21 protein-coding genes are annotated in these 22,483 nt (G+C 42.0%); 10 read left to right on the top strand and 11 right to left on the bottom strand.

The window, feature by feature from the left end; all coding sequences use genetic code 11:
* Positions 1-10 precede the first annotated feature (10 nt).
* From PUQ00_RS24210 to PUQ00_RS24195, 4 genes are all read left to right on the top strand, one after another.
* Positions 11-1,075 carry a hypothetical protein gene (locus PUQ00_RS24210; protein ID WP_300421610.1) on the top strand — a complete coding sequence of 355 codons (1,065 nt, stop codon included), beginning with the start codon at positions 11-13 and terminating at the stop codon, positions 1,073-1,075.
* Positions 1,076-1,225: 150 nt separating this feature from the next.
* Positions 1,226-1,918 carry a glycosyltransferase family A protein gene (locus PUQ00_RS24205; protein WP_300421609.1) on the top strand — a complete coding sequence of 231 codons (693 nt, stop codon included), beginning with the start codon at positions 1,226-1,228 and terminating at the stop codon, positions 1,916-1,918.
* Positions 1,919-1,947: 29 nt separating this feature from the next.
* The gene (locus PUQ00_RS24200) at positions 1,948-2,652 is read left to right on the top strand and encodes a glycosyltransferase family A protein (protein WP_300421607.1); all 705 of its coding nucleotides are present in this window, start codon (positions 1,948-1,950) and stop codon (positions 2,650-2,652) included.
* Positions 2,653-4,188, top strand: a complete 1,536-nt coding sequence (locus tag PUQ00_RS24195; protein ID WP_300421605.1) for a glycosyltransferase family 4 protein — start codon at positions 2,653-2,655, stop codon at positions 4,186-4,188.
* 87 nt (positions 4,189-4,275) lie between these two features.
* Here the strand turns inward: PUQ00_RS24195 and PUQ00_RS24190 are convergent, their stop codons facing one another.
* From PUQ00_RS24190 to PUQ00_RS24170, 5 genes are all read right to left on the bottom strand, one after another.
* A complete protein-coding gene (locus tag PUQ00_RS24190) occupies positions 4,276-4,434 on the bottom strand; it encodes a hypothetical protein (RefSeq protein ID WP_300421603.1) in 159 nt (52 codons plus the stop codon).
* A 10-nt stretch (positions 4,435-4,444) separates the two neighbouring features.
* Positions 4,445-5,143: a glycosyltransferase family A protein gene (locus tag PUQ00_RS24185; RefSeq protein WP_300421601.1), complete on the bottom strand. Its 699-nt coding sequence runs from the start codon at positions 5,141-5,143 to the stop codon at positions 4,445-4,447.
* A gap of 327 nt (positions 5,144-5,470) precedes the next feature.
* The gene (locus PUQ00_RS24180; RefSeq protein ID WP_300421600.1) at positions 5,471-6,862 is read right to left on the bottom strand and encodes a tetratricopeptide repeat protein; all 1,392 of its coding nucleotides are present in this window, start codon (positions 6,860-6,862) and stop codon (positions 5,471-5,473) included.
* A 16-nt stretch (positions 6,863-6,878) separates the two neighbouring features.
* Positions 6,879-8,138, bottom strand: a complete 1,260-nt coding sequence (locus tag PUQ00_RS24175; RefSeq protein ID WP_300421598.1) for a nucleotidyltransferase family protein — start codon at positions 8,136-8,138, stop codon at positions 6,879-6,881.
* Complete coding sequence (locus tag PUQ00_RS24170; RefSeq protein WP_300421597.1) at positions 8,135-9,946, bottom strand: ABC transporter ATP-binding protein; 1,812 nt, start codon at positions 9,944-9,946, stop codon at positions 8,135-8,137. The genes PUQ00_RS24175 and PUQ00_RS24170 overlap by 4 nt, the downstream gene beginning before the upstream one ends.
* Before the next feature lie 43 nt (positions 9,947-9,989).
* Here PUQ00_RS24170 and PUQ00_RS24165 point away from each other — a divergent pair, with 43 nt between their 5' ends.
* The 3 genes from PUQ00_RS24165 (at position 9,990) to PUQ00_RS24155 (ending at position 12,100) form a co-directional block, all read left to right on the top strand.
* Positions 9,990-10,550, top strand: coding sequence for a Uma2 family endonuclease (locus PUQ00_RS24165; protein ID WP_300421595.1), 561 nt, complete (start codon positions 9,990-9,992; stop codon positions 10,548-10,550).
* Positions 10,551-10,669: 119 nt separating this feature from the next.
* Entirely contained in the window at positions 10,670-10,861 is a 192-nt protein-coding gene (locus tag PUQ00_RS24160) for a hypothetical protein (protein WP_300421594.1), read from the top strand.
* A gap of 90 nt (positions 10,862-10,951) precedes the next feature.
* Complete coding sequence (locus PUQ00_RS24155; RefSeq protein WP_300421592.1) at positions 10,952-12,100, top strand: AI-2E family transporter; 1,149 nt, start codon at positions 10,952-10,954, stop codon at positions 12,098-12,100.
* Between the two features lie 94 nt (positions 12,101-12,194).
* Here the strand turns inward: PUQ00_RS24155 and PUQ00_RS24150 are convergent, their stop codons facing one another.
* From PUQ00_RS24150 to PUQ00_RS24135, 5 genes are all read right to left on the bottom strand, one after another.
* Complete coding sequence (locus tag PUQ00_RS24150; protein ID WP_300421590.1) at positions 12,195-13,028, bottom strand: DUF928 domain-containing protein; 834 nt, start codon at positions 13,026-13,028, stop codon at positions 12,195-12,197.
* A gap of 102 nt (positions 13,029-13,130) precedes the next feature.
* Complete coding sequence (locus PUQ00_RS24145) at positions 13,131-15,473, bottom strand: CHASE2 domain-containing protein (RefSeq protein WP_300421588.1); 2,343 nt, start codon at positions 15,471-15,473, stop codon at positions 13,131-13,133.
* Between the two features lie 180 nt (positions 15,474-15,653).
* Entirely contained in the window at positions 15,654-16,607 is a 954-nt protein-coding gene (locus PUQ00_RS24140; protein WP_300421587.1) for a DUF1822 family protein, read from the bottom strand.
* Positions 16,608-16,686: 79 nt separating this feature from the next.
* The gene (locus PUQ00_RS32920; protein WP_366145972.1) at positions 16,687-16,896 is read right to left on the bottom strand and encodes a hypothetical protein; all 210 of its coding nucleotides are present in this window, start codon (positions 16,894-16,896) and stop codon (positions 16,687-16,689) included.
* Between the two features lie 243 nt (positions 16,897-17,139).
* On the bottom strand, positions 17,140-17,979 hold the full coding sequence (locus PUQ00_RS24135; RefSeq protein WP_300421585.1) for a nuclear transport factor 2 family protein: 840 nt from the start codon (positions 17,977-17,979) through the stop codon (positions 17,140-17,142).
* 84 nt (positions 17,980-18,063) lie between these two features.
* On the opposite strand from PUQ00_RS24135, the gene murG reads away from it, so the two are divergent.
* Together murG and PUQ00_RS24125 are read left to right on the top strand one after the other, a co-directional pair.
* Complete coding sequence (murG, locus tag PUQ00_RS24130; protein ID WP_300421584.1) at positions 18,064-19,137, top strand: undecaprenyldiphospho-muramoylpentapeptide beta-N-acetylglucosaminyltransferase; 1,074 nt, start codon at positions 18,064-18,066, stop codon at positions 19,135-19,137.
* A gap of 104 nt (positions 19,138-19,241) precedes the next feature.
* Positions 19,242-20,558 carry a hypothetical protein gene (locus PUQ00_RS24125; protein WP_300421582.1) on the top strand — a complete coding sequence of 439 codons (1,317 nt, stop codon included), beginning with the start codon at positions 19,242-19,244 and terminating at the stop codon, positions 20,556-20,558.
* Between the two features lie 28 nt (positions 20,559-20,586).
* On the opposite strand, the gene PUQ00_RS24120 is transcribed toward PUQ00_RS24125, so the two are convergent.
* Positions 20,587-20,952, bottom strand: a complete 366-nt coding sequence (locus PUQ00_RS24120; protein WP_300421581.1) for a VOC family protein — start codon at positions 20,950-20,952, stop codon at positions 20,587-20,589.
* A gap of 311 nt (positions 20,953-21,263) precedes the next feature.
* Here PUQ00_RS24120 and psbA point away from each other — a divergent pair, with 311 nt between their 5' ends.
* On the top strand, positions 21,264-22,346 hold the full coding sequence (gene psbA, locus PUQ00_RS24115; RefSeq protein ID WP_300421579.1) for a photosystem II q(b) protein: 1,083 nt from the start codon (positions 21,264-21,266) through the stop codon (positions 22,344-22,346).
* Positions 22,347-22,483: the final 137 nt, after the last annotated feature.

Here is a 22,483-nt window from a genome sequence, read left to right as displayed (position 1 = left end):
ATAAATTTCTATGCATAAATTCGTTAAAAGTTTGCTGAGACCTATTCGAGATAGTTTCATTTTCGAGAGATTTTCTGCCAAACTATCTCAAATCGAGCCAATCCCATCTCTCTATGAAGATATTTTTGAAACGCGACCTTTCGCAATACCGAAGCAGTGCAATCTAGAATTACATATGTTGGTTTGTGAAAAGGATTTTCTCCGCAGTTTTTGGTCACTAAAATCTTTTTTCCACTATTCAGGGCTATCTGCAAGATTGGTAATTCAGGATGATGGCACTCTAACATCTGAATCAATCGCTCGCTATTACGATCATTTTCCAGAATGTATTGTCAACACTCATAATGATGACAAGATCCGAGAGGCTCTAACGGGATATCCTATGTGTCAGTTCTTTCTGGGACACCATGCGATCGCCAAAAAACTATTTCATCCTTTACTTCTTTCCCAAGCCAAATATGTGTTGATTATGGATTCTGATATTCTCTGGTTCAAGCAATCAAAAGACATTATAAACTGTGTCAAAAAGAGGTTGCCATTCTATGTCGATGGTGGGTGTCCTGGAGCCTATGTTCGCAATCAAAAATTTATGGAAGATAAGTTAGGACTATATCCTGCCGATAACGTTAATTCAGGTATTGTCGGCTATCAAAAATCAAAATTTCTCGATCTGGAATTTATAGAAGCAGCAATGCAAAAGTTGGTGCATATTCCCAAAGAGTCGATCTTAGAGAGCGTTGGCTATTTCGATGACAGTGTAGATATTAACTCAGAAGATATCAACCAAACATTATGCTGGTGGGTGATGGAGCAAACTATATATGCGCTGTTATTGGGACGAGAAATGCATCGGCAATCTTTGAAGCGTTGGTCATCTCGCTCATTAGATCAACTACTAGGTGATCTTCACCAATTTAGTAATAGTCCAATCATGAGAGGAACAGCCTTAATTCATTACATCTCAGATTCAGCCCACAATCAATTTTTTCCAGCAGGTGTTCAACATCTAATCAAGCGCAGGCTTTTAGAAAAAATATCCAATTCTCATTCCGATTCACCAGTAAAAAGTAATTAAATAATTCCTGGTTTATCGAAAATATTTTGATATTAGATATTGGTTAAATTAGATAATTGTATTAATATCAAGGCTTGCCGAATTAAAATTTAATCGGAATAAAATTTGCTATATTAAACGGTTAATAAAAATTCTTATAATTACTCAATCATGAAAAATCTACCTTTAGTGAGTGTTATTATTCCTGTCTATAATTGCGAAAAGTATTTAAAAGAAACATTTGATAGCGTTTTCGCTCAAACCTATCGCCCAATCGAAGTCATCGTCGTGGATGATGGTTCAACAGATGAAAGTGCCAAAATTGCCCAAACTTACCCATCTATTCGTTATTTCTATCAGTCAAATCAAGGAGCAGCTATTGCCCGCAATGTTGGGATTTCCTTGGCTGAGGGCAATCTGATTGCACTATTGGATGCTGACGATGTGTGGCAACCCAATAAACTCAGTCTCCAAGTTAACTATCTGCATCAGCATCCTCAGATTGGGATTTTAGCAACCAATATCTACCAGTTTTTAGAGGCAGGGGTTGAAATTCCATCAGGGTTCAGACCTGAACAATGGCTGGGGGAACAACCAGGCTTAATCCCTAGCACCTTAGTCATTCGCAAAGCTGTATTTGACAAAATTGGTGTTTTTTCTCCAAAATTTGGCTCCAGTGAAGATACAGAGTGGATCTACCGAGCCAGAGATAGTCAAGTAGAGATCGAAATGCTTCCTGAAGTTATGGTGATGCGACGATTGCATGGTTCTAATATATCTTGGAAGTCAGTATCGACTTCATCCTCTCAATTGCTCAGAATTCTCAAAGCATCCATTGCCCGTAAATCTCGACAGATTCACTGAACTGATCGATTTTCCACGGCAATCTTGTTATGAAAAAAACTATGCGAAAAATAATAATTAGTGTAATTATTGTCGTTAAAAATGGAGAACGTTATCTATCAAAAGCCATTGAGAGCGTGATTAATCAAACCTATCCACCTGATGAAATATTGGTTGTAAATGGTGACTCAACTGACAGTACTGCTCAGATTGCCAAGTCCTATAAAAATGTTAGATATCTTCACCAACAGGGCAAAGGTTTAGCCAATGCCAGGAATACTGGTATTGACAATGCAAGAGGAGAATTAATCGCTTTTCTCGATCATGACGATTATTGGACTTTGGATAAATTGGAGGTTCAAATAAATCATTTTATCAACTCTCCAGACATTCAATATAGTTATGCTAATGTCAAGTTATTTTTAGAACCAGGATGTGAGTTACGCAGTGGATTTAGGCAACAACAATTTGACGAAGAGCAGGTCGGTCGTACTCCTGGCACATTGGTTGTCCGTAAGTCTCTATTTGATCAAATAGGTAAATTTAACCCTAGTTTTGCCATTGGGTGCGACGTTGACTGGTTTACGCGGACAAAAGACTACAATATCAAGGCGGTTTTTTTACCCCAAGTTCTACTTTACAAACGTGTGCATGACTACAATCTTTCTAAAAATGTGAAAACCAATAAAGAAGAGTTATTGAAAGTGATTAAACAATCTCTTGAGCGTCAGCGTCAATTGACGAGAGTTCAGTAGATGCTCAAAATCCTACATATTATTGACACCCTTTCTAGTGCTGGTCCCACTCGTTCCCTGATTGCCGCTGCCAAATATGCTGCTCAACAGAGCATTCTGCAACAACATCGCGTGATTACGCTACAACCTAAAGTAAATCCTTTCGCACTCATCTTAGCTAAACAAGCAGATATAACTGTCTTCAGAAAACCCGATCAACAAACCCTGCTGCACGAAATTGAACAGGCTGATATCGTGCAAGTGTATTTTTGGAATAATCCAGAAATGTATGATTTTCTTCGAGCCAAGCTACCTGCAATGCGTCTATTAATGTGGTTTCAAGTGATGGGTGACAAGCCTCCTCAAATTATTACGCCAGTATTAGTAGAATACTCAGATTTTGCCCTAGCGAGCAGTCCTTGTACTCTAGAACTGCCCATATTTCAAGTATTATCGGAGACTCTGAAGAGTCAAAAAACTAGCGTAGTTTATAGCCCTGCGGATTGGGAGAGATTAACAAACCTGCAACCGCGCTCCCATGAGAATTTTAATGTCGGGTATATTGGCACCGTTAACTTTGCCAAAATGCATCCGCGCTATATTCCGATAAGTGCTGCTATCACCATCCCAGATATCAGATTTATTGTTTGCGGTGGTGGCATCCAAGCGACATTACAACAACAGGCTATAGATTTAGGGGCTGCTGAAAAATTTGATTTTCGTGGCTATGTTGAAAATATCAAGCCTGTGTTAGAAACCCTAGATATTTTTGGTTATCCATTGTGTGCGGATACCTATGCTACCTCTGAAAAAAGTTTACAAGAAGCGATGTTTGCCGGGGTTCCTCCTGTCGTTTTTCCCTATGGAGGGGTCAAAGATTTAGTGAAACATGAGCAAACAGGCTTAGTGGTGAACAGCGAAGCAGAGTATCAACAAGCCATTGAGTACCTTTACTATCATCCTGATGTCAGGCTGAAGTTAGGGCAGAATGCCGCGAATTATGCTCGTCAAGTTTTTGATAGCAAAAAAGCTGTCTGGCAACTGCATCAGGTTTACGATCGCATGATGAAATCCCCGAAGCGTCAACGAACTTGGAAAGACTCGGCGACTGTTACTCAACATCCCACATCAGCTTCGCTTTTTGTTCAGACGTTAGGTGATTCTGCACCCCAATTTAATATCAGTATGACTGCCGTTGAGAGAGAAGTACTATTAGAGGCAGATGCAAAAATTGCCAATGCATCAGCATTACTTTCAGGAGGCGAAGGCGGAATAATCAACTATCGTAATTCCTATCCAAATGATGGGTATTTAAGATTATGGTCAGGCTTGGTATTACAAAAGCAGGGGAAACATTCCACAGCCTTAGAGGAATTTGTCGCAGCGATCGAACTAGGAATTGAGCATTGGCGTGTCTATTGGTATCTTGCCCAGTCAGCCTTGCAAGTTGAAGATTTTTCGACTGTCAAGACTGCTCTTTGTCAGGTCATAAATGCTGCTCCCAATTTTATGGAAGCGCAAGTATTGTTCCAGACATTTCAGCAATCCCCACCCTAACCACCCTACTCTTAAAAAGGTTCCCATTGCCCCAAACATTGACTTTTGGTTCTACCGCTCCAGATGTAATCCTACTTCAGGCGACGCTCAATAATCGTCCACCAACTGCCTTACCTTTGCTGTCAAGCGAAAATGATAGTCGTTGCCGAGTTGATGCCGCAAGGATGTCCTGATCGCTCCAGCAGCACCCGTCAATAAAACAACTTTATGATTGGGAGTAGGACGACATTGAGAAAGACTGAGCATTTTACGACTCCTAAATCGACTTAGGGTGGTTTGCTCGTTGCCGATCTAGTTTAGCTTTTAACAGGTGTAGACGTTCATTCGCATGTTGACGCTCAATCGAGCCATTGTTAGTTTCATGCAGTCGCCTGCGATAAACTACGTCAGGAAGCGTAACTTGTCGAAGCTGATGTTCGATCGCTGAGATATACCAACTAATATCGATAGTCGCTTTTAATTTGACATCGAACAAACCAATCCGCAGGAAGGAGTCTCGCTTAATCAGCATGGAAGTGGAAAGATGAGCAGCGATCGCTTCTTCTGGACATCGAATCCTTTGTCGAAAGGTTTTATCCAACTCTGGGCTATAAAACTGTTGAGCATAGCCAAATACAGCCTCTAGGTTTGGATCGGCTTCAAAGGCTGCTATCTGTTTTGATAGCTTGTCCGCAACCCAAATATCGTCAGAGTCGAGAAAGGCAAGAAATTCACCGTTTGAGAGCGCAATTCCTGCATTTCTAGCAGATCCTATTCTCCTATTGGACTGGTAGTGATAGATGATTGGGTATCTTTTGGCAATTTCTGCACTGCGATCGCTCGATCCATCATCAACCACAATCAGTTCAATCGCTGGATAGGTTTGAGCTAAGACACTTTCGATCGCCTCTGCTATGTAGCGATCGCGGTTATAGACTGGAATAATAACGCTAATCAGGGGAAAATCAGAAGTCATGGGGCAACAGTGTATTGGAGATAGTTAACTTACTTAGGATTTACGCACTTACAACGAAAAAATAAGGCTTTGCGTTCGCGAAGCGTGTCCGAAGGACTTATGCTTCCCTACCCTGCGGGAACGCTAAAAGCGAACGGTCGCAATGAAGAAATTACGTTATTGTTGCGTAAGTCCTGTTATTAACTGATGTTACCTGGATAGATATGGAATCAGGTAGTGATAGATCCGACATCCCGCACTTCAAGATGTAGCACATAGATATTCAAGAATATTTTCTAATAATGATTAATTATTATGTGCGGAAATCAATAATCGCAGATGAAGTAATTAAATACTTTTATATACTTCGCTATTACAAAAGCTTTTTAGAAAGTAATCTGCCGAGAGTTTATGTCTGATTTCCGAGGATTTAAGATATTGGTGTGCCTCTAGAATCAGCGAAGTATCCAAAGCTTTTTCGGCAGCCTCTTTTAGAGTATGGAAATACATGGGATAGTCTTCTCCAAGATACTCTTTTACCGCAGGTAGGGGATTTACTAACAGTGGAGTCGCACGGGCAATGCATTCAATAATCGCATTGTTAGCACTAGAGTCGTATAAATCCACAAAAGCAATATTCATTGATAACAGGTTGTCATATTCATCATCAGGAATATGTTGAATAACGATCGTATTTTCAAGATAAGCTGCATCAATTTCGATTTTATAAATCCTTGCTTCCACTTTCATCAGTTGTGCAAACATTGCCTCGGCTGAATCAAACAAAAACCCTAGCCTAACTTTTTCATAGCCCAGGGGATTATTGCGAGCCAGAGGTAATTGATAAATCGAGTGCAGCTTCCGCAGCCACCAACCAATCTGCACGACTTTTTTATGGGGATTAGTGAGAAACTGATTGAAATCAAATTGTTTGTCTGGTATCTCGGTGGGATGGGTTAACACCGAAACGGGTTTGCCTGTATGCTCTCTTAGCCACTTGGCAGCATAGTGAGAAAGGGAAAATAAACCTACACAATGTGGTAAACTGGTTTGCCATATTTCCTTTTCAAACAGCTTTTTAGGCGATCTTTGGTAATTAAACCAGATAGGCATAGACTGAGGATTATGCAGGACTCCAATCCAAGGTTTTTGGTAGGGAACAATTCCCTTTTCTTCTGACGTTGCTAAACTTTGAAAGACTCCGTCTGTTCGCATTTTTGCTAATATTCGAGGCGAGCGCTGTCCTGAACGATTATGTTGAAAGAGAAATTGATGCTCTAAACAGCCATCAAACAAAATACCTTGAGGATTGTGTAAAGGGCTAAGTGCTTGGATGGCAAAGCTCCAACCACTGCGATGAAATTTAAAAATTCTTTGTTTGCCTAAGTTAATTTTGCCAGGGGCGATGGCATTTTCTAATTCGATAGGAAACGAAATATTTTCTGATTGAATTGATGGAATGGCAGACTGCTTTGGCAAGCCTAAACATTGGTAATAGAATGAAAGATCGGTTGTCTCAAAATCGAGGACAAGTGCTTGCTCATAGTACTCTAGGGCCTCATCCATGCGGCGTTGTCTGAGCATTAAATTCCCTAACTGCTGATAGGCAGGCAAGTAGTCAGGTTGTAACTGCAATGTCTCTTGATAGTGCATGAAGGCATTCTCAAAATTACCCTGAATTTGCCAAGCATTTGCTAATTTGAATTGAGTTAATGCTAAGTCGATATCTAACTTTTCCATGATTTTTTTGTAAGTACTAAGAGTTGTTCTGCCTCAGCGGAGATATCCGAAAAGGTAAAAACTTAATTAGCAGTCGAATGGGGCGAATTACATAATAGATAAAAAATAAACCATTGGGTAGGTGTAAAAATTCGCGATCCTTCTGATTTGGTGAAATTGTAAACTGGAGATAGCGGACAATGATTAATAAACTATACCAAGACCAATTCAGAGTTTTAAGTGGAATGACCCATAGCAGCCAATATTTTTGGTAATTTGGTAGATTCATAAAATTGCCACCTAAAATCTGCCAATCGATTAGTTTACTTCTGGCGCATTTTTCGAGAACGAACTGAGGTAATGGTATATGCAGAAGGTCATGACTGATACCAAGTCCGATGAGGAATAGCCGTTGACTACACAACTCAGAGGATATTTGCCAAGCTAAGTGCCAATTCAAATTAGGATACGCTTGAATAACTTGGGCTACATCGCAGACCTGCTTAAAAGATACATTCCAATGAGAGTCCTTAGCAACATTGAGGCATTGAATCACTAAGGTTAGCTCAGGGGAGAAGGTTTTTATTTGCTTACCCATCAAGTCGATCTGACTAAGATTTTCCCACAGTCGCTTAAGCCGATCGGGATTTAAGATTCGCCTGGGTGGAATTCCCCAGTGCAAGTCAATACTGCGTTCTGGATTGCTATGGAGTAAAGAAGATTGAAATCGCTGATTAAACATAGTTGTCTCAGGATCTTTATAGGACAAAGGGATTTGGAGATGGTGATTGAACTTATCAATTTCTATTTCTTTTGAGGTAGGAGATTGATAGCCTTGACCAACCAAAACTGCTTTTGTCTGCCAAAAGTCTTGCAGAGGTACTAAGATATCTAAGTCATTAAATTGACGGAGTGCGACATTTCCATAGACCGATGTTGCGAGAATTGGCCCCTTAAAAGCGATCGCTTCAATTCCCCGAGACTCAAGTAGTGCTAGAATTTTCAGTAATTCTTTGGTCTGAGCAATGTTATTCAGTCCATTCATCCGGTTGAGAGTTTGCAGTTGCACCATTACCGATTGCGGTATCAGTTCCCCCTCGATCGCTTTGAGACTCTGATAGAATAACGGCATGACACTATGGTCGATCGCTGTTTGCACCAGAGTTTCCCAATTTAGATATGGTGTCAGTAAACTAGTCACTTCACAAGTAGTTGTAGTGCGAAAATAAAACCGCATACAGGTAAGTAAAACTGTTTCTTCTGGCGTTGAGGGCAGTGGAGAAATGGAAGACATCATTGATAATTTTTCGCTTGGGTTGCAAATAAATGGGCATAAGTACTTTGCCGTGCCATCAATTGATTGTGGGTGCCACTTTCCACAATCTCTCCTTGATGCATCACATAAATCCTATCCGCCATTTTAACCGTCGAAAGGCGATGGGTAATTAGGAGCGCAGAGCGATCGCGTATTATATCTCGAAACTTCTGAAACACTTCAGCCTCAGCATGGGCATCCATCGCACTAGTTGGCTCATCTAGCACCACCAACTGAGCATCCCGCAGAAAAGCACGGGCGAGGGCAATTTTCTGCCATTGTCCCCCACTGAGTTCTTCCCCGCCCTGAAACCATTTTCCCAACAAGGTTTCATACCCTTGGGGCAAACTCTGGATCAAAGCATCAGCACCAGACTGTTGGGCCGCTTGAGTAATTCGTTCAGGGGTTGGAGGCAGATCGATATTGCCCAGCCAGATATTATCCTCCACCGTAAATTGGTAGCGGTTATAGTCCTGAAAAATCGTACTGATCTGGCAGTGCAAATCGGTCACTGAAAAGTGCTGCAAGTTGATGCCATCGATCGTAATGCTACCGTCGGTTACGTCGTAAAGACGGCAGAGTAGTTTCACTAGTGTAGTTTTGCCAGACCCGTTTTCTCCGACTAGCGCGACAATTTCTCCAGGCGCAATAGTGAGATTAACCTTCTTGATCGCTTGGCGGGGGGAATTTTGATATTGAAAGCTGACATCCTTAAATACAATTCCCTGTAGCATTGGCCGTGGAACTAATTTAGGCTGAGTGGGTACAATCATCATCGGCTTGAGAGCTAAGAACTCAAATAAATCGGCCAGAAATAGGTTATTTTCATTTAACCCTGCTAGGCTGGCAATCAGTTCTTTGAGGGCACCTTGACCTCGCCCAAAGGCTTGGCTGTACAAGACTAAATCGCCGAGTTGAAATCTGCCGTGAATCGTTTGATCAATGATAAAGCCGTAGGTTCCTAACATCACAATTCCAGTGCAGCCTTGCGCGATCAATCGGCTGGTGGCTTGCCGAATGGTGATTGCGAGTTTCTCTTGAAACAGTTGCTGCCTGAGACCATAAAACCTGTCAATAAATAGATTGCCTAAATTGAATAATCGAATCTCCTTGGCAGGCTGATCTCCCAATAATAAATGCCCAAAATAGTTGGCTTTGCGTTCTATTTCAGTCTGATGGCGATGCCAATTGTACATAACTTGAGATTGGCGAAAGCGAACAAATATTGTCGGAATAGATACGAACAATAAAACACAGATAAGTCCCCAGTGAAGGGAGATGAGCAATCCGGCGATCGCGAGTAGTAAAATTGCACTTTGCCCCAAAGCAGTCAAGTTATTCAGCATTCGGGTGGGTCGATGCGGTAGTTCCCACTTGGCACGCTCCAAAATATCTTGATACTGAGGACTTTCGTAAGTTTCTAAATCAACCTCGATCGCTTTTCTATAAAGAATCACCTGTAGATGATCGGTGACTCGCTGCGATAAAGTTGCTGAACATATTTCAGAGATCACAGTACTAAAATTGATCAACAACATTACCAGTCCGGCATTAATTAACAGAAATAGAATATGACCAAAAATATGTGTCTTGTTAGTAAGATTTAAGCCCTTAGCAATGTCATCAACAATCAGCTTAATAAGATAAAGTAATGCGAGTGGTAAGATACTCTGAATTACTACTAAAGCAATATGAATTCCAGTCCACTTCGGGGCACTTTGCCAGACTAATGCAACTGCCCGTTGAATTTTTAGCATTGCAAAACCTAATAAATGAGTCGAGTCTATCATTGCGATCGCCCATAATTAAACCATCCACTCTATTCCACTCACTATGACTATTGCAAGGAAACCCCAACTAACTTTAGACGAGTTCCTCAAACTGCCAGAAACTGAACCAGCATCAGACTTTATTAACAAGGAAATTATTCAAAAACCGATGCTTCAAGGTGAACATAGCTTGCTCCAAGCTACTCTTTGCGAAACAATTAACGGTATAGCTAGAAGCCAAAAAATTGCTGTAGCTTTCCCAGAACTGCGTTGTACCTTTGGCGGTGCTTCCATCGTCCCTGATGTGTCTGTGTTTCGCTGGGACAGAATTCCTAAAACTCCATCTGGCAGAATTGCTAATCGCTTTGAAATTCATCCCGACTGGGCAATTGAGATTCTTTCCCCAGACCAAAGGTTAAAAAAAGTGTTGAGTAAGTTATTGCATTGTTCACGCAATGGTACTGAACTCGGCTGGTTAATCAACCCAGAAGATGAAAGTGTGCTGGGGATTTTTCCTGGACAGCGAGTGGAATTATACGAAGGTGCTGATAAATTACCCATTCTTGAGGGTATCGAGTTGGAATTGACTGTGGAACAAGTTTTTAGCTGGTTGAGTTTGACGTAAAAAAGCGAACGCATTTCCCAAAGAAATTTGCAAAGGATTGTATCTGTAGGTTTATTGTAGAAACTGGGCGATACAGCCCAAAATCGTGTGTACCAGAAAAATTTGTATGCCGTACTTTTATGCAAAATCAACTAGGATTTGTTCTGAAACTGCTTTTACTCTCGGCTTTGTTATCTGTATTGATTAAGTATGCAGGGCCAAGTTTATCAATTCCAGCGACAGCAACTAACGCGCTGATTATAATATTATTGCCGATTGTGATTATAGCGATCGCGCTACTGTGGCGATTCCAAGCCCAGAACCAAAATTAACTCAAACTATTTACGCACAAGTTACTAAAATCGGCTAACCTAGCTGAATTACCAAAAAATTGCATCTCCCCAACCGTTGGGAGTCAGCCTGTGAACCTCGGTCAATGGATCGGCTTAATCGTCATAGTTCTTTCTTTATACATCCTGTGGCAAATACGGGAAGTGCTTTTGCTCATGTTTGCCGCAGTTGTGTTAGCCACTACCTTAAATCGGCTAGCAAAACGCTTCCAACGCTTTGGGATGAAGCGTGGATTCGCTGTCCTCCTCGCAGTAGCTATCTTTTTCGCAGGTATAGTGGGTTTTTTCTGGCTAATTGTGCCGCCATTTGCACAGCAGTTTCAAGAACTAACCAATCAGGTTCCTAAAGGGTTTGAGCGCTTTAATGGTTGGCTTGATGCCCTGAGAACTCGTATTCCCAACCAGTTAATTCCTTACATCCCAGATATCAATAGCCTCATTGAACAAATACAGCCCTTCGTCAATCGGCTACTTGGAAACTCCTTTGCTTTTGTATCTGGCTCTTTAGAAGTTGTCCTGAAGATTTTGCTAGTGTTGGTTTTAACAGGAATGATGTTAGCCGACCCCGTAGCTTATCGCAAAGTATTTGTGCAGCTTTTCCCCTCATTTTATCGGCGGCGGGTAGATGGGATTTTAGATAAATGTGAAGTCTCTTTGGAGGGATGGATTACAGGCGCTTTCATTGCCATCTGTGTAGTGGGGCTAATGAGTCTGATTGGTTTATCAATTTTGCATGTAAAGGCAGCATTAGCTTTAGCGGTTTTAGCGGGATTTTTTAACTTAATTCCCAACTTGGGCCCAACGATGAGTGTCATACCAGCAATGGCGATCGCCTTCTTGGATGAACCTTGGAAAGCAGTTGCTGTCTTGATTCTCTACTTTTTCATTCAACAGACTGAAAGTAATTTCATCACCCCCGTTGTGATGGCGCATCAAGTCTCATTGCTGCCAGCTTTAACCTTAATTGCCCAACTATTTTTCGTTACTTTCTTTGGCTTTTTAGGATTATTTCTGGCGCTACCTTTGACCGTTGTTGCGAAGATTTGGTTACAAGAGGTCTTAATTAAAGATGTTTTGGATGAATGGGGAAATAATCATAGACAAGAGACTGAGTTTGTGATGGTTTCTGAATCTCCAGAATCAGATGATAAATGGACAGCAGAAAGTTCTGATATTAATCATGAACGACCGATTGATGATATCTTGCCAAAAGAAGATTAGTCAAAATAATCCGTAATTGATAATTTTAATTACGAATTACGTAGCTTGCTTCTCGCCGGAGGCGAGTATTACGAATTACGAATTACAACATCCTTTAAGGATTGTCCGAAATAATCGGTTGTACGGCAATATCATCTAAGTGGATGCTGCTTAACAAATTCCGCCACTCTGCTTGCAGTGCTGCATCTTTAGGATTTTTCTGACGCAGTTGAGCCAGTATCGTCAGTGCCTCGTACCATATCCCGTTTTTGGCATAGATAACATAGCGCTTTAGAGGTTCTGTCGTTCGTAGCTCTTTGACTGTGGCTGGATTCAGTTCGACTCGTTGTATTACCCCTTCGAGGAAAGCTGGTGGAGAATTTTTTTCCTTGTTACAGTTAATCGTGAAAAACCAGCGATATTGTTTGTCTACTGCTAAAGCGGGAGCATTGCTAGGCAGAGAAACGCGGATGACTCCTGGTTTATCTGGTAGAGCGATCGCTTTTTGGTAAATCCCGTTAGAGTTCTGATCTTGCAGCACAAATTCAACTGCATAGGGCAAATCTTTGGTATATGGCACATAGAAAAACCAACTTGGGCGTTCTTCCGTTGTCTGTCCCCAGACATTAATCACTGAGTTAGCTTCCTCAGTAAAAGGCACTAAAGCAGTCAGATCAAGTTTAGTAAGTTTACATTCAGGCCCGCGCTTTGCTCCACCACGAACGCGACCTCCAGGAGGGGGGCCAGGTGGAAGTGTAGGTTGATTATAGGTTGTAGTTTGAGCAAGGGTCGTTTTCGGAGCAGAGCGTAGGCGTAGCCCGCCGTAGGCATCGCTAACTGAAGAATCATCAGCTGGTTTCGCCAGTCCTGGAATCAGGCTAACTAGTAAGGTGGTGGAGCTAAAAGCTACTACTAAAAACAGTTTTATCGGTCGTGAATTTGACTTCATAAAAACCCTACCTCATTCGATTTTGGATTTTAGATTTTAGATTTTGGATTGTGAAAGAGTTATTGCAATACGATTTGGTTAAGTATATTTATTAAACGTTCCCTATTCCCCACTCGCCACCCGAACTTTTGTTTTTGAATTATTATAAATTGACATCAGGCCAACTGTGACTACTAACGACAAAGCCGATGGTACAAACGGCACCCAAGCACCCCAAATTAACAGACCAAAACAAACTATATACAGAACCCCAGAGGTAATACTGACTGCCAATACCAACCAGGGCAACGAAAGCTTTCGCCAAGCCAAGACTCCTCCTACCAAAGACCAGCCCCAAATCCAGACTACCTCAATCCACAGTGACCAAACCCGCAGCAACGGCCGCCCATCTTGGACAGCAGCAAGGATCTGGCTGATCATATGCGCTTGTACTAACACTCCTGGCATTTGCTCATCTAAAGGAGCGCCATAAGGTGTAGGCCAGGTGTCTGGAGAATCCCCCTTTGCCACCACACCAATCAAAACAATCTTGTCTTTGATGGCATTGGGGTTAACCGCACTAGAAGATAAAAATTGGGTTAGTTTTACCTGTTCGGCTATTTGTTTTGAAGAACGGTAGTTAAGTAGGATTTGACCGCCATTCGCATCAATATTTTGATAGCCGCCAGTACGAGATTTCAGATTTGGAAAAATAGTTTTATCCAGCTGCAAATTCCCTTCCGGGGTGAATTTTGGTTGAATTCCTGAAGGGCGGAGATAGAGAGAGGCCAGTTGTAGACTGAATGCAAAGGGAGCAGCACACAACGATGTTGCCTCCTGGTTCATGAACAGGAGATGCCGACGGATAACTCCATCCCGATCATGAATAAAGTCACTGAATCCCAGGTTTCCTGTGGGGATTTCTGGTGGCGGCTTAATGCCTTTGATATTTACTGTGCCATCGCTGCCCTTACAGATGCCAACCAAATTCTGAGTTTGTTGAAGACGAGTAATTAAATCTGGTTGTTTGGCTTTAAAATCACGGTAGATATCCAAGCCGATCGCACGGGGTTGGTATTGATTCAGTTTTACCAGGAGTTTGTTGAGAGATTTTTCGGAAATGGAAGCTCCAATCAAGGACTCGTTATTTTGTCTTTGAATTGCCAAATCATCATCGTCAATTGTAATTACCAACAGTCGGGGATCAAGTCCCTCCGCAGGGCGCGATCGCATCATCAGGTCAAAAGCTTGAATCTCTAGAGTTTCCACAAATCCCAGCAATCTTACCCCACAAACCAAGGCTGTAATTGCCAAACTGGATAACAAGGTTCTCTGAAATCTGCGTCTAGTAGACAAAGTTAAATTCGGCGGTGGCTCTTCAGTTTTTGCCGACCTTAATTCATCCCAAGTCGGTGGTATCTGCGCTGGATTTTGGCAAATCATTGGTAGCCAAGTCGCACAGGGAAATCGATCCTCAAGTCCTTGCAGCCGTTCTCGCGCTTGGCGTACCGACTGATATAAAGACTCGCCACCAGCAAAACCTTGGAGAAAATACTTTAAGAACTCCTTGGCAACCAGGTCTGGAACTGGTTCACGCATCACAATTATTTGAGGGATTTGCAAATCAGCCAGTTCTCGCGCCAATCCCAATCCATCACAGGAGTTGAATATAGCTAGTTGCAAGCCGTTTTCAATCGCTTTCTTGAGAGCGTACTTTAACTCGCCAATGCTGAGGCTATCAGTTTTATTCAGGTAAATTCGTCCGCTTTCTCCATTTCCATGACTGGAACTGTGCCCAGCAAAGAAGAGAATATCCCAGTTTTTTCCCCAAAGATGGTCAGTCAATTCCTTACGTTGTGGTTCTACTAAAAAGCTGACATCTGCATTACGACACTGTTGTAGTAAAGCTTGATCGGCTTGGGTGTCAATCCCGTGACTATTGCCCACAATTGCTAAAATGTTGACTAATGGATTTAAAGTGCGTGGCTTGTGAATGCGATCGTAAGATGGTGAAGAAAGGGCGATTTCAGCCTTGGGGTAGCGTTCTAACAAGTCCCACAGATGCCAGGGTAATAGTTGCAATTGGCTATTTTCTGTTTGCAGAATCACCCGCACTTCTTCCGTAGACGACAATCTTTCTAACCATTTTTCCCTCAAAGGGCGAAACTCCTCTGCTCGCAGCCAGGTATTAAAACGTGCCCGCAAAATATGAGAAGTGTTTTCGCAGTCTTGAATCATTGATACATTCGTTACCTGCATTTGGTCAGCATGGAGGCGATAACGATTGCCTATCTGCCGATAACTAGACTGCCAATGACTGTAATAGAGCGGCATTTCCGGGAATGAAGGTAGCTTTCCCGTGATTTCTGTTGTAGCACGCTCGTGTTCTTCACCAATTTGGAGAGTGACAGCAAACCCCTGTTCAAAACTACCCTCTCCGAATTTTAGAACTACTAACTTACCCATCCGTGGCTATCCCCCTGTGTAAAACCATGCCCTGTTCTAATGTATAATCACAAACTCCAAAAGCCTTTACAGACTTCTTTCAAAATCCCTAAAAGCCAGCTTGAATTTTTAATTCTGAATTTTTAATTAACCAATTACCATTTATAAATTACCGGCAAACAGGGAAGATAGCTAGATGTTTTAAATTCTAAAATGTTCGGTGATGCTGGTATCATTCATGGCTACTCTAACGCTAAATTGCTCTGTAGGTTCGCCGCGAAACTGCAACTGAATGTAGTTGTCTGATTTTCTAGATTGAGCGTCTAGAAATACTATTCCCGAACTATCTAGAACGGTAAGATGAACTCCGGGCGGCAAGTAGATTTGATTCCCAGTGGCGTGCAATTGGAGATGAATACTGGTTTGTTGATCCTTTTCGGGGGTGATTTGCACAATCAACATGACTGGTTGGTTGAGAATTTGGATACCCAAATCAATCAGTTTTGCACGTTTAGTGATTGATTCTGGTTGGTTCAGGGAATTTAGTTCCAAAGTTTCAGTACTGCGGAAGGCATAAGCTGGTCTGAGTTCCGGCAGGTTCCACAGGGATTCAATAGTCTGCCAACTTGCCTCAAATATACCAGCAAACCACTGACTCAAATTCACCAATTGGCGCAGTTGCCACAGGTGATCGATTAACGCTTCCAATGGTTGTAGTTGTTGTAAAAACAGTGTTTCAGTTGCGACACTAGGGATAAAACCAAGCAGCCTCGCTTCTTGGAGCGATTCATCAAACTGAACTACTAAATAACCCACCCGTTCTTCCCAAGTTTCTGGAGGAATGGAACATATCTGCTGATGCAGATGGACAGGGCGACACTCCAGACGGCCAACTGAGGGAATCTCTAAGTCAGCTACATTCCCACAAAGGCGCATGATGGGATTCCAGCTGTCACTAGCTTGGAGGTTAGTAGGAATATCCATCATTTTCAAGTAGTCATTCACCACCCACACAGCCAGCGTATTTAGCCGGACTTGCTCTGCTTTTTCAGGATTTGGCTGTTGGTTAGCAAATTGCTGGGCAGTTATGCGAGCTGATTGGGAAATCGGTAATGTTAAAGCAAAATTGTCTAGCTGATAGGTAGAGTTATTCATAAGTTAATCCCTAGTGATCAATGCTGCTATATACATATCACCCGCATTCACTAAATTTATGCCACAAAATAGAGAATGATTATTGGAAAAACAGAATTAGGGATTGAGGATTGGGGACTACCACTCCCAGTACTCGCAACTCTGACCACATACCCATATTTGTAGACTCTGTAGACTCTAAATTACAGCCCTCTTCCTTGGCTACTGCTAGCAGCAGAAAATGGATCAGGCATAACTTGTCTTGGTGTGATCGTTGACCGACAGCAGGTAGCAGTTTATTTAAAGAGATATTGCTACTCGTGAAAGGCTTTAATATAACTCCAGCTTATGTCACAGAAATATCATAGATTAACGGTAACGTACTATCCAGATTTTTAGTACGCTACTGCTAGCGTACTAACTCCTAACCGGAGGCAAAGCGTCTCCGGCTCCGCTCCTAACTATTAGACATCTCCGAAAAAGAATGTAGAGACGCGAAATTTCGCGTCTCTACAAGGGTTCTAGATAACGCATATTTAATTTCACCACATGTCTATTTCTTCACAACTTGTAGGCGCTGAGTTATCATTGTTATTCCATTACCACGCAGGATGACAGCAGAAACCCATTGGCTACCAGGGGTAGATGGTGCTTGTCCGACTTTAAACAGTCCGCCAGATGTCAGTAATTCCAAATCCACGGATGTGGGGTTGAGAAATTTATCCGGTTGGATAGATTCCTCTAGCGCGCTTCCTAGTAGAAAATCATCACCAAGTGGCTCTTTGACGATCGCATCAAAATTATACTTCTCACCGACTTTCACCTGCTGTGGTAATTTAATCTCAATTTGGGGCGGCTTGCTGCCAGAGGTAAGTAGGGTGCGTTCTGACAAAATATCTTGGCGGAGGATTTTTCCGCCGGCAATGCGCTGACGCGATTTAATCGTGGCATTGAGAGTCAAATTATTAGCGCTACCGGAGGGTAAGCCAGTTATCTGCGTTTCCGTTTCGGCAATAATCCCATTGCCTTCAGGTTTTGAAGATAGGAGTTTCGTACTGTATTGCAATTTGGGATATCGTTGCCAAAGTGAAATCAAAGACCTTTCCATAGTTTGGAGAGTTAATCCATCCCCATGAGTGAAATTAGGGCTGTAGAATTGCAACACCCCTTTGGCATCCCCCCGGCTGGCGGCGGCATCAACTTGCGTCAACAGGTTTTTCAGTTGAACTGGTGTATTTTGGGGTGTAGTGGCTTGGACTAATTGCTGTGGTGTCGTCGCTTGAGTGCGTTGCCAACCACTTGTTAAACCAAGTGTCAGCAGGAAGGAAATCAACCCGATACTTGCTGGAAATCTGAGTTGGCGTCTCACTAAGGCGGTAATAATGTTAGTCATTGGTAAGAATTTACTGATTTGATTAGAGAAAGTAAGGAAATTGTTTTATCTTAGTTAAGCTAGGCGCTAAACGGTAGAGGTTTGATGGCAAACGCACCGATCCGATTATTAATCGCTGCCAGTGGGACTGGTGGACACTTGTTTCCAGCGATCGCACTGGCACAAAAACTCCCAGATTATCAAATAGAATGGCTGGGAGTACCCAATCGGCTAGAAACTCAACTTGTTCCCAAACAGTATCCCTTGAATACTATTGCAGTTGAAGGGTTTCAGCAAGGGTTTGGACTCTCCTCGATTCGCATCTTGGGTAAACTCACCCTTTCGATTCTGGAAGTCAGACGAATTCTCAAACAGGGAAATTTTCAAGGGGTGTTTACTACAGGGGGTTACATTGCCGGGCCAGCCGTGATTGCGGCGCGTTCCCTCGGTTTACCCGTGGTTTTCCACGAATCTAACGCTTTACCAGGTAAAGTAACTCGCTTTATTGGGCCTTGGTGTAGTGTGGTAGCTTTGGGGTTTGAAGTAGCTGCTAAGTATTTGCCCCGCGCCAAAAGTGTCTACGTTGGCACTCCCGTCAGAGCGCAATTTCTAGATGGGGCAATTAATCCACCACTAGATTTAGCCATTCCTGAGGGTGTTCCCTTAATTGTCGTTTTTGGTGGTAGCCAAGGTGCAATTGCCATGAATAAATTGGTGCGGGAATCTGCAAAGGCTTGGTTTGATACTGGTGTATATGTGGTACATTTAACTGGCGATCGCGATTCCGAAGCAGATAGTCTCAAACATCCACAGTACATAGCCTTACCTTTTTACAACAATATGGCGGCGTTGTTGAAACGGGCAACTCTTGCTATTAGTCGTTCTGGCGCAGGTAGCTTGACAGAATTGGCAGTGTGTGGAACGCCAGCGATTTTGATTCCTTACCCCTTTGCCGCAGAAGACCATCAATCTTACAATGCAGACGTATTTACTTCATCTGGTGCGGCGTTAACGTTGAAGCAATCAGAGTTGACGACTGAAACATTGCAAAGTATTGTGTTGAATTTGTTGCAGTCATCGCCAGAGTTAGCAAAGATGGGGAAAAACGCTCATGCGATCGCAGTTCCAGATAGTGCGGAAAAGTTGGCGCAATTAGTGCGTGAGGTGATTGAAACTTAAACAATTCAAAATTAAAAATTGTTCGCGTGATAACTGAGTCTTGCCGAAATGCAGTGTGACGGAGTGAAGATAGAAAGAGATAATAAAAATTTATTTTTCAAGTTATGAATATCTTGTTTAACCAAAAATTCCGCATTACAGTAAGTTGTGCTGGTTTATTACTTGTCAGTTTAGCTAGTAGGCATTTATATACTCAGTCAAAAACTAAACAGCTAGCTCAACAAGAGCAGTCCTTTACTCAGCAAGAATCTTTTGCCCCACTTCAATCACAGATTTCCCTTACTTCAACATTTAAAAATCCTTTTGCCGCTCAACAAACATCTGCTCAGATTCTAGGCAAGCAAAATGCTTTTTCATCTCGGCATAATTTGTTAACAGCATCTACACCCTATCCAGTTGTCGATGAGTTCAAAAAATATAAATTTAGCATTAATGGCAGCCAGATTGTTACTCCAGTCAAGCTGCCAAATAGTAAGGTTAACTTCAATCAAAAAGATTTAATAACCGTTCTTGCTAATACTAGAAAATATTTTCAAGATTACGCGACGGAAGACCCAGATATTCTCCGTACAGGAATGCTTGTCACTCAAGGGGTTACTGTGCCAGATGTTCTCAAAACTTTGGATTTCATGATTGCTGTCTTAAAGGAGGATATTGCTAATAATCGAGCTACTCGTTTACAAGACCCTAAATTTATCAATACCAATTTTCGAGTCATTAAATGGTCTGCTTACAACCCAAATAATAAACAGCAAAAACAATTACGAATTACTCAGTATGCCGTCTTTACTCACTCCGGTTCTCGCAATAAAACCTCTACTTTTAATACACCAATTTATAGCTTAAAAGAAAACTCTAATAACGATAAATTCTACACTCGATATACAAAGCAGGATGTTCTGTCGGGTATTTATGAACCAGGTGGTAGAGAATTTGGAAAAGTTACAAGTCTTGCTTATTTAACCAGAAATGGCTTAGAAGAAGCAATTATGGAAGGAACAATACTAATTAATTTTACAGATGGTTATAAAGCATTTTTTAATGTAGATAGAAATAATGGAATGTCTTATATTCGCGGATTGAAGGCAACAGCACAAAAGCGTTATTGGTATTTTAGAGAAGTTGATGCTATTAAAGGCTATGGATATAAAATAGATGCAAAAATTTCTATCAAACCCGGAGTAACTTTTGCTGGAGATGTTTTGAATATCGGTTTAGGTAAAGTGATTGTGATTGAGCATACTCAGGGTGGTCGAAAACATCTGCAAATGGGAGTCATTGCCGATACAGGCGGAGCATTTTTACCCAATCTTTATCAACTCGATTTTTTGGCAGGTATTTTTAAGAATAAAAAAGAATTTGGGCAAAATATCAGCCAATTGCCAGACTATGCTACAGCATATTTTTTAGTAAAGAAGTAATGCATTAATTTGATTGACATCAAAATATCTATGGACGGGTCAACAGTTCTAGGTTATGGCCATTGGGGTCATAGAAATAGAAGCCACGACCTTCATTCCAGTGATTAATTTGTCCTTTATTGTGATGCATAGGGTCGCTAGTATATTCAATGCCCGCCTCTTTAACGCGTGCAAAAATTGCATCAAATTCCTCGTCACTGACATGGAACGCATAATGATGCTGCTCGAAGGCTTCAGCGTCGGCGAAGTCGAGCGTCAATGTATCATTTATATCCACAGCAGCGAAGTGACCAACGGGAACCTCGACCTTTAAACCAAAAATTTTTGCAAAGAACCTCGCCGATGCTTCCTTGTCATGTGCAGGTACTATGGTGTGATTTAAAGTAATTGTCATGTCACACCTCTCCTCCTAAATTTTGGTAGTAATCCATATCAACTCTCTATTCAGAGTCGATAACAACAATCTTCCTTTCTATTTTATCTTTTCAGGGCTAACACCAGAGTAAACATATATAAATTTAGTGTTCTGTGTATTTGTAACATCGGCAAACACTAAAAATATAACGCTTAAATAAGCAAAACTAATAACTTATATCAGGTTTACTGAAGTTACAATACTTGATTAAATTTTATAAAGGAGTGTAAAGTAGATTCACAGGCAAAAACAAAACCGCCTGATTCATAAATAACCGCAATCATAAAACCATGACAACCACCTTACAACGTCGCGAAAGCGCCAACGTATGGGATAGATTCTGCGAATGGATCACCAGCACCAATAACCGCATCTACATCGGTTGGTTCGGCGTAGTAATGATTCCCACACTGCTAGCCGCCACCGCCTGCTTCGTAATCGCCTTCATCGCCGCACCTCCAGTAGACATCGATGGTATCCGTGAACCTGTTGCAGGTTCCTTAATCTACGGAAACAACATCATCTCTGGTGCAGTAGTACCTTCCTCCAATGCTATCGGCTTGCACTTCTACCCAATTTGGGAAGCAGCTTCTCTAGATGAGTGGTTGTACAACGGCGGTCCTTACCAATTGGTAGTTTTCCACTTCCTGATTGGCATATTCTGCTACATGGGTCGTGAATGGGAACTATCCTACCGCTTAGGAATGCGTCCTTGGATTGCGATCGCATACTCAGCACCAGTAGCAGCAGCAAGTGCAGTATTCTTGGTATACCCCATCGGACAAGGTTCATTCTCTGATGGTATGCCTTTGGGTATAAGCGGAACATTCAACTTCATGATCGTGTTCCAAGCAGAACACAATATCTTGATGCACCCCTTCCACCAACTAGGTGTAGCAGGTGTATTCGGCGGAAGTTTGTTCTCAGCAATGCACGGTTCTCTTGTTACTTCTTCCTTAGTTCGTGAAACCACCGAAACCGAATCCCTTAACTACGGTTACAAGTTCGGTCAAGAAGAAGAAACCTACAACATCGTTGCAGCCCACGGCTACTTCGGTCGTCTAATCTTCCAATACGCTTCCTTCAACAACAGCCGTTCACTGCACTTCTTCTTAGCAGCGTGGCCTGTAATCGGCATCTGGTTTACCTCCTTGGGTGTAAGCACGATGGCGTTCAACTTGAACGGTTTCAACTTCAACCAATCAATCATTGATTCTGAAGGTCGTGTGATTGCAACTTGGGCAGATGTGATCAACCGCGCTAACCTGGGTATGGAAGTAATGCACGAGCGCAACGCTCACAACTTCCCCCTAGATTTGGCTGCTGGTGATTTTGCTCCTGTGGCTCTAACCGCTCCTGCTATCAACGGTTAATCAAAATCTGAGATACGCTTTTCACGCTTAATCTATAAATAAAAGACGCTCTCCCGAAAGGGGGGGCGTTTTTGCATTGGGTTAAGTAGCTCAACCTAATTAAATGTAAAACGCTCGACTTGGTACTGACCTTGTAT

This window comes from Nostoc sp. S13 (assembly GCF_029379315.1).
Classification (GTDB): Bacteria; Cyanobacteriota; Cyanobacteriia; order Cyanobacteriales; family Nostocaceae; genus Nostoc.
Note: the sequence above shows the minus strand (reverse complement) of the source record. Positions and strands in the feature narration are given on the sequence as shown.

Bases quoted from the DNA above. Each gene is read 5' to 3' on its own strand.
- PUQ00_RS24140 (WP_300421587.1), bottom strand. From the start codon at position 16,607: ATGAATAACTCTACCTATCAGCTAGACAATTTTGCTTTAACATTACCG.
- PUQ00_RS24200 (WP_300421607.1), top strand. From the start codon at position 1,948: ATGAAAAAAACTATGCGAAAAATAATAATTAGTGTAATTATTGTCGTT.
- psbA (WP_300421579.1), top strand. From the start codon at position 21,264: ATGACAACCACCTTACAACGTCGCGAAAGCGCCAACGTATGGGATAGA.
- PUQ00_RS24150 (WP_300421590.1), bottom strand. From the start codon at position 13,028: ATGAAGTCAAATTCACGACCGATAAAACTGTTTTTAGTAGTAGCTTTT.
- PUQ00_RS24190 (WP_300421603.1), bottom strand. From the start codon at position 4,434: ATGCTCAGTCTTTCTCAATGTCGTCCTACTCCCAATCATAAAGTTGTT.
- PUQ00_RS24125 (WP_300421582.1), top strand. From the start codon at position 19,242: ATGAATATCTTGTTTAACCAAAAATTCCGCATTACAGTAAGTTGTGCT.
- PUQ00_RS24205 (WP_300421609.1), top strand. From the start codon at position 1,226: ATGAAAAATCTACCTTTAGTGAGTGTTATTATTCCTGTCTATAATTGC.
- PUQ00_RS24185 (WP_300421601.1), bottom strand. From the start codon at position 5,143: ATGACTTCTGATTTTCCCCTGATTAGCGTTATTATTCCAGTCTATAAC.
- PUQ00_RS24195 (WP_300421605.1), top strand. From the start codon at position 2,653: ATGCTCAAAATCCTACATATTATTGACACCCTTTCTAGTGCTGGTCCC.
- PUQ00_RS24135 (WP_300421585.1), bottom strand. From the start codon at position 17,979: ATGACTAACATTATTACCGCCTTAGTGAGACGCCAACTCAGATTTCCA.
- PUQ00_RS24160 (WP_300421594.1), top strand. From the start codon at position 10,670: ATGCAAAATCAACTAGGATTTGTTCTGAAACTGCTTTTACTCTCGGCT.
- PUQ00_RS24210 (WP_300421610.1), top strand. From the start codon at position 11: ATGCATAAATTCGTTAAAAGTTTGCTGAGACCTATTCGAGATAGTTTC.
- PUQ00_RS24120 (WP_300421581.1), bottom strand. From the start codon at position 20,952: ATGACAATTACTTTAAATCACACCATAGTACCTGCACATGACAAGGAA.
- PUQ00_RS24180 (WP_300421600.1), bottom strand. From the start codon at position 6,862: ATGGAAAAGTTAGATATCGACTTAGCATTAACTCAATTCAAATTAGCA.
- PUQ00_RS24165 (WP_300421595.1), top strand. From the start codon at position 9,990: ATGACTATTGCAAGGAAACCCCAACTAACTTTAGACGAGTTCCTCAAA.
- PUQ00_RS24175 (WP_300421598.1), bottom strand. From the start codon at position 8,138: ATGATGTCTTCCATTTCTCCACTGCCCTCAACGCCAGAAGAAACAGTT.
- PUQ00_RS24145 (WP_300421588.1), bottom strand. From the start codon at position 15,473: ATGGGTAAGTTAGTAGTTCTAAAATTCGGAGAGGGTAGTTTTGAACAG.
- murG (WP_300421584.1), top strand. From the start codon at position 18,064: ATGGCAAACGCACCGATCCGATTATTAATCGCTGCCAGTGGGACTGGT.
- PUQ00_RS24170 (WP_300421597.1), bottom strand. From the start codon at position 9,946: ATGATAGACTCGACTCATTTATTAGGTTTTGCAATGCTAAAAATTCAA.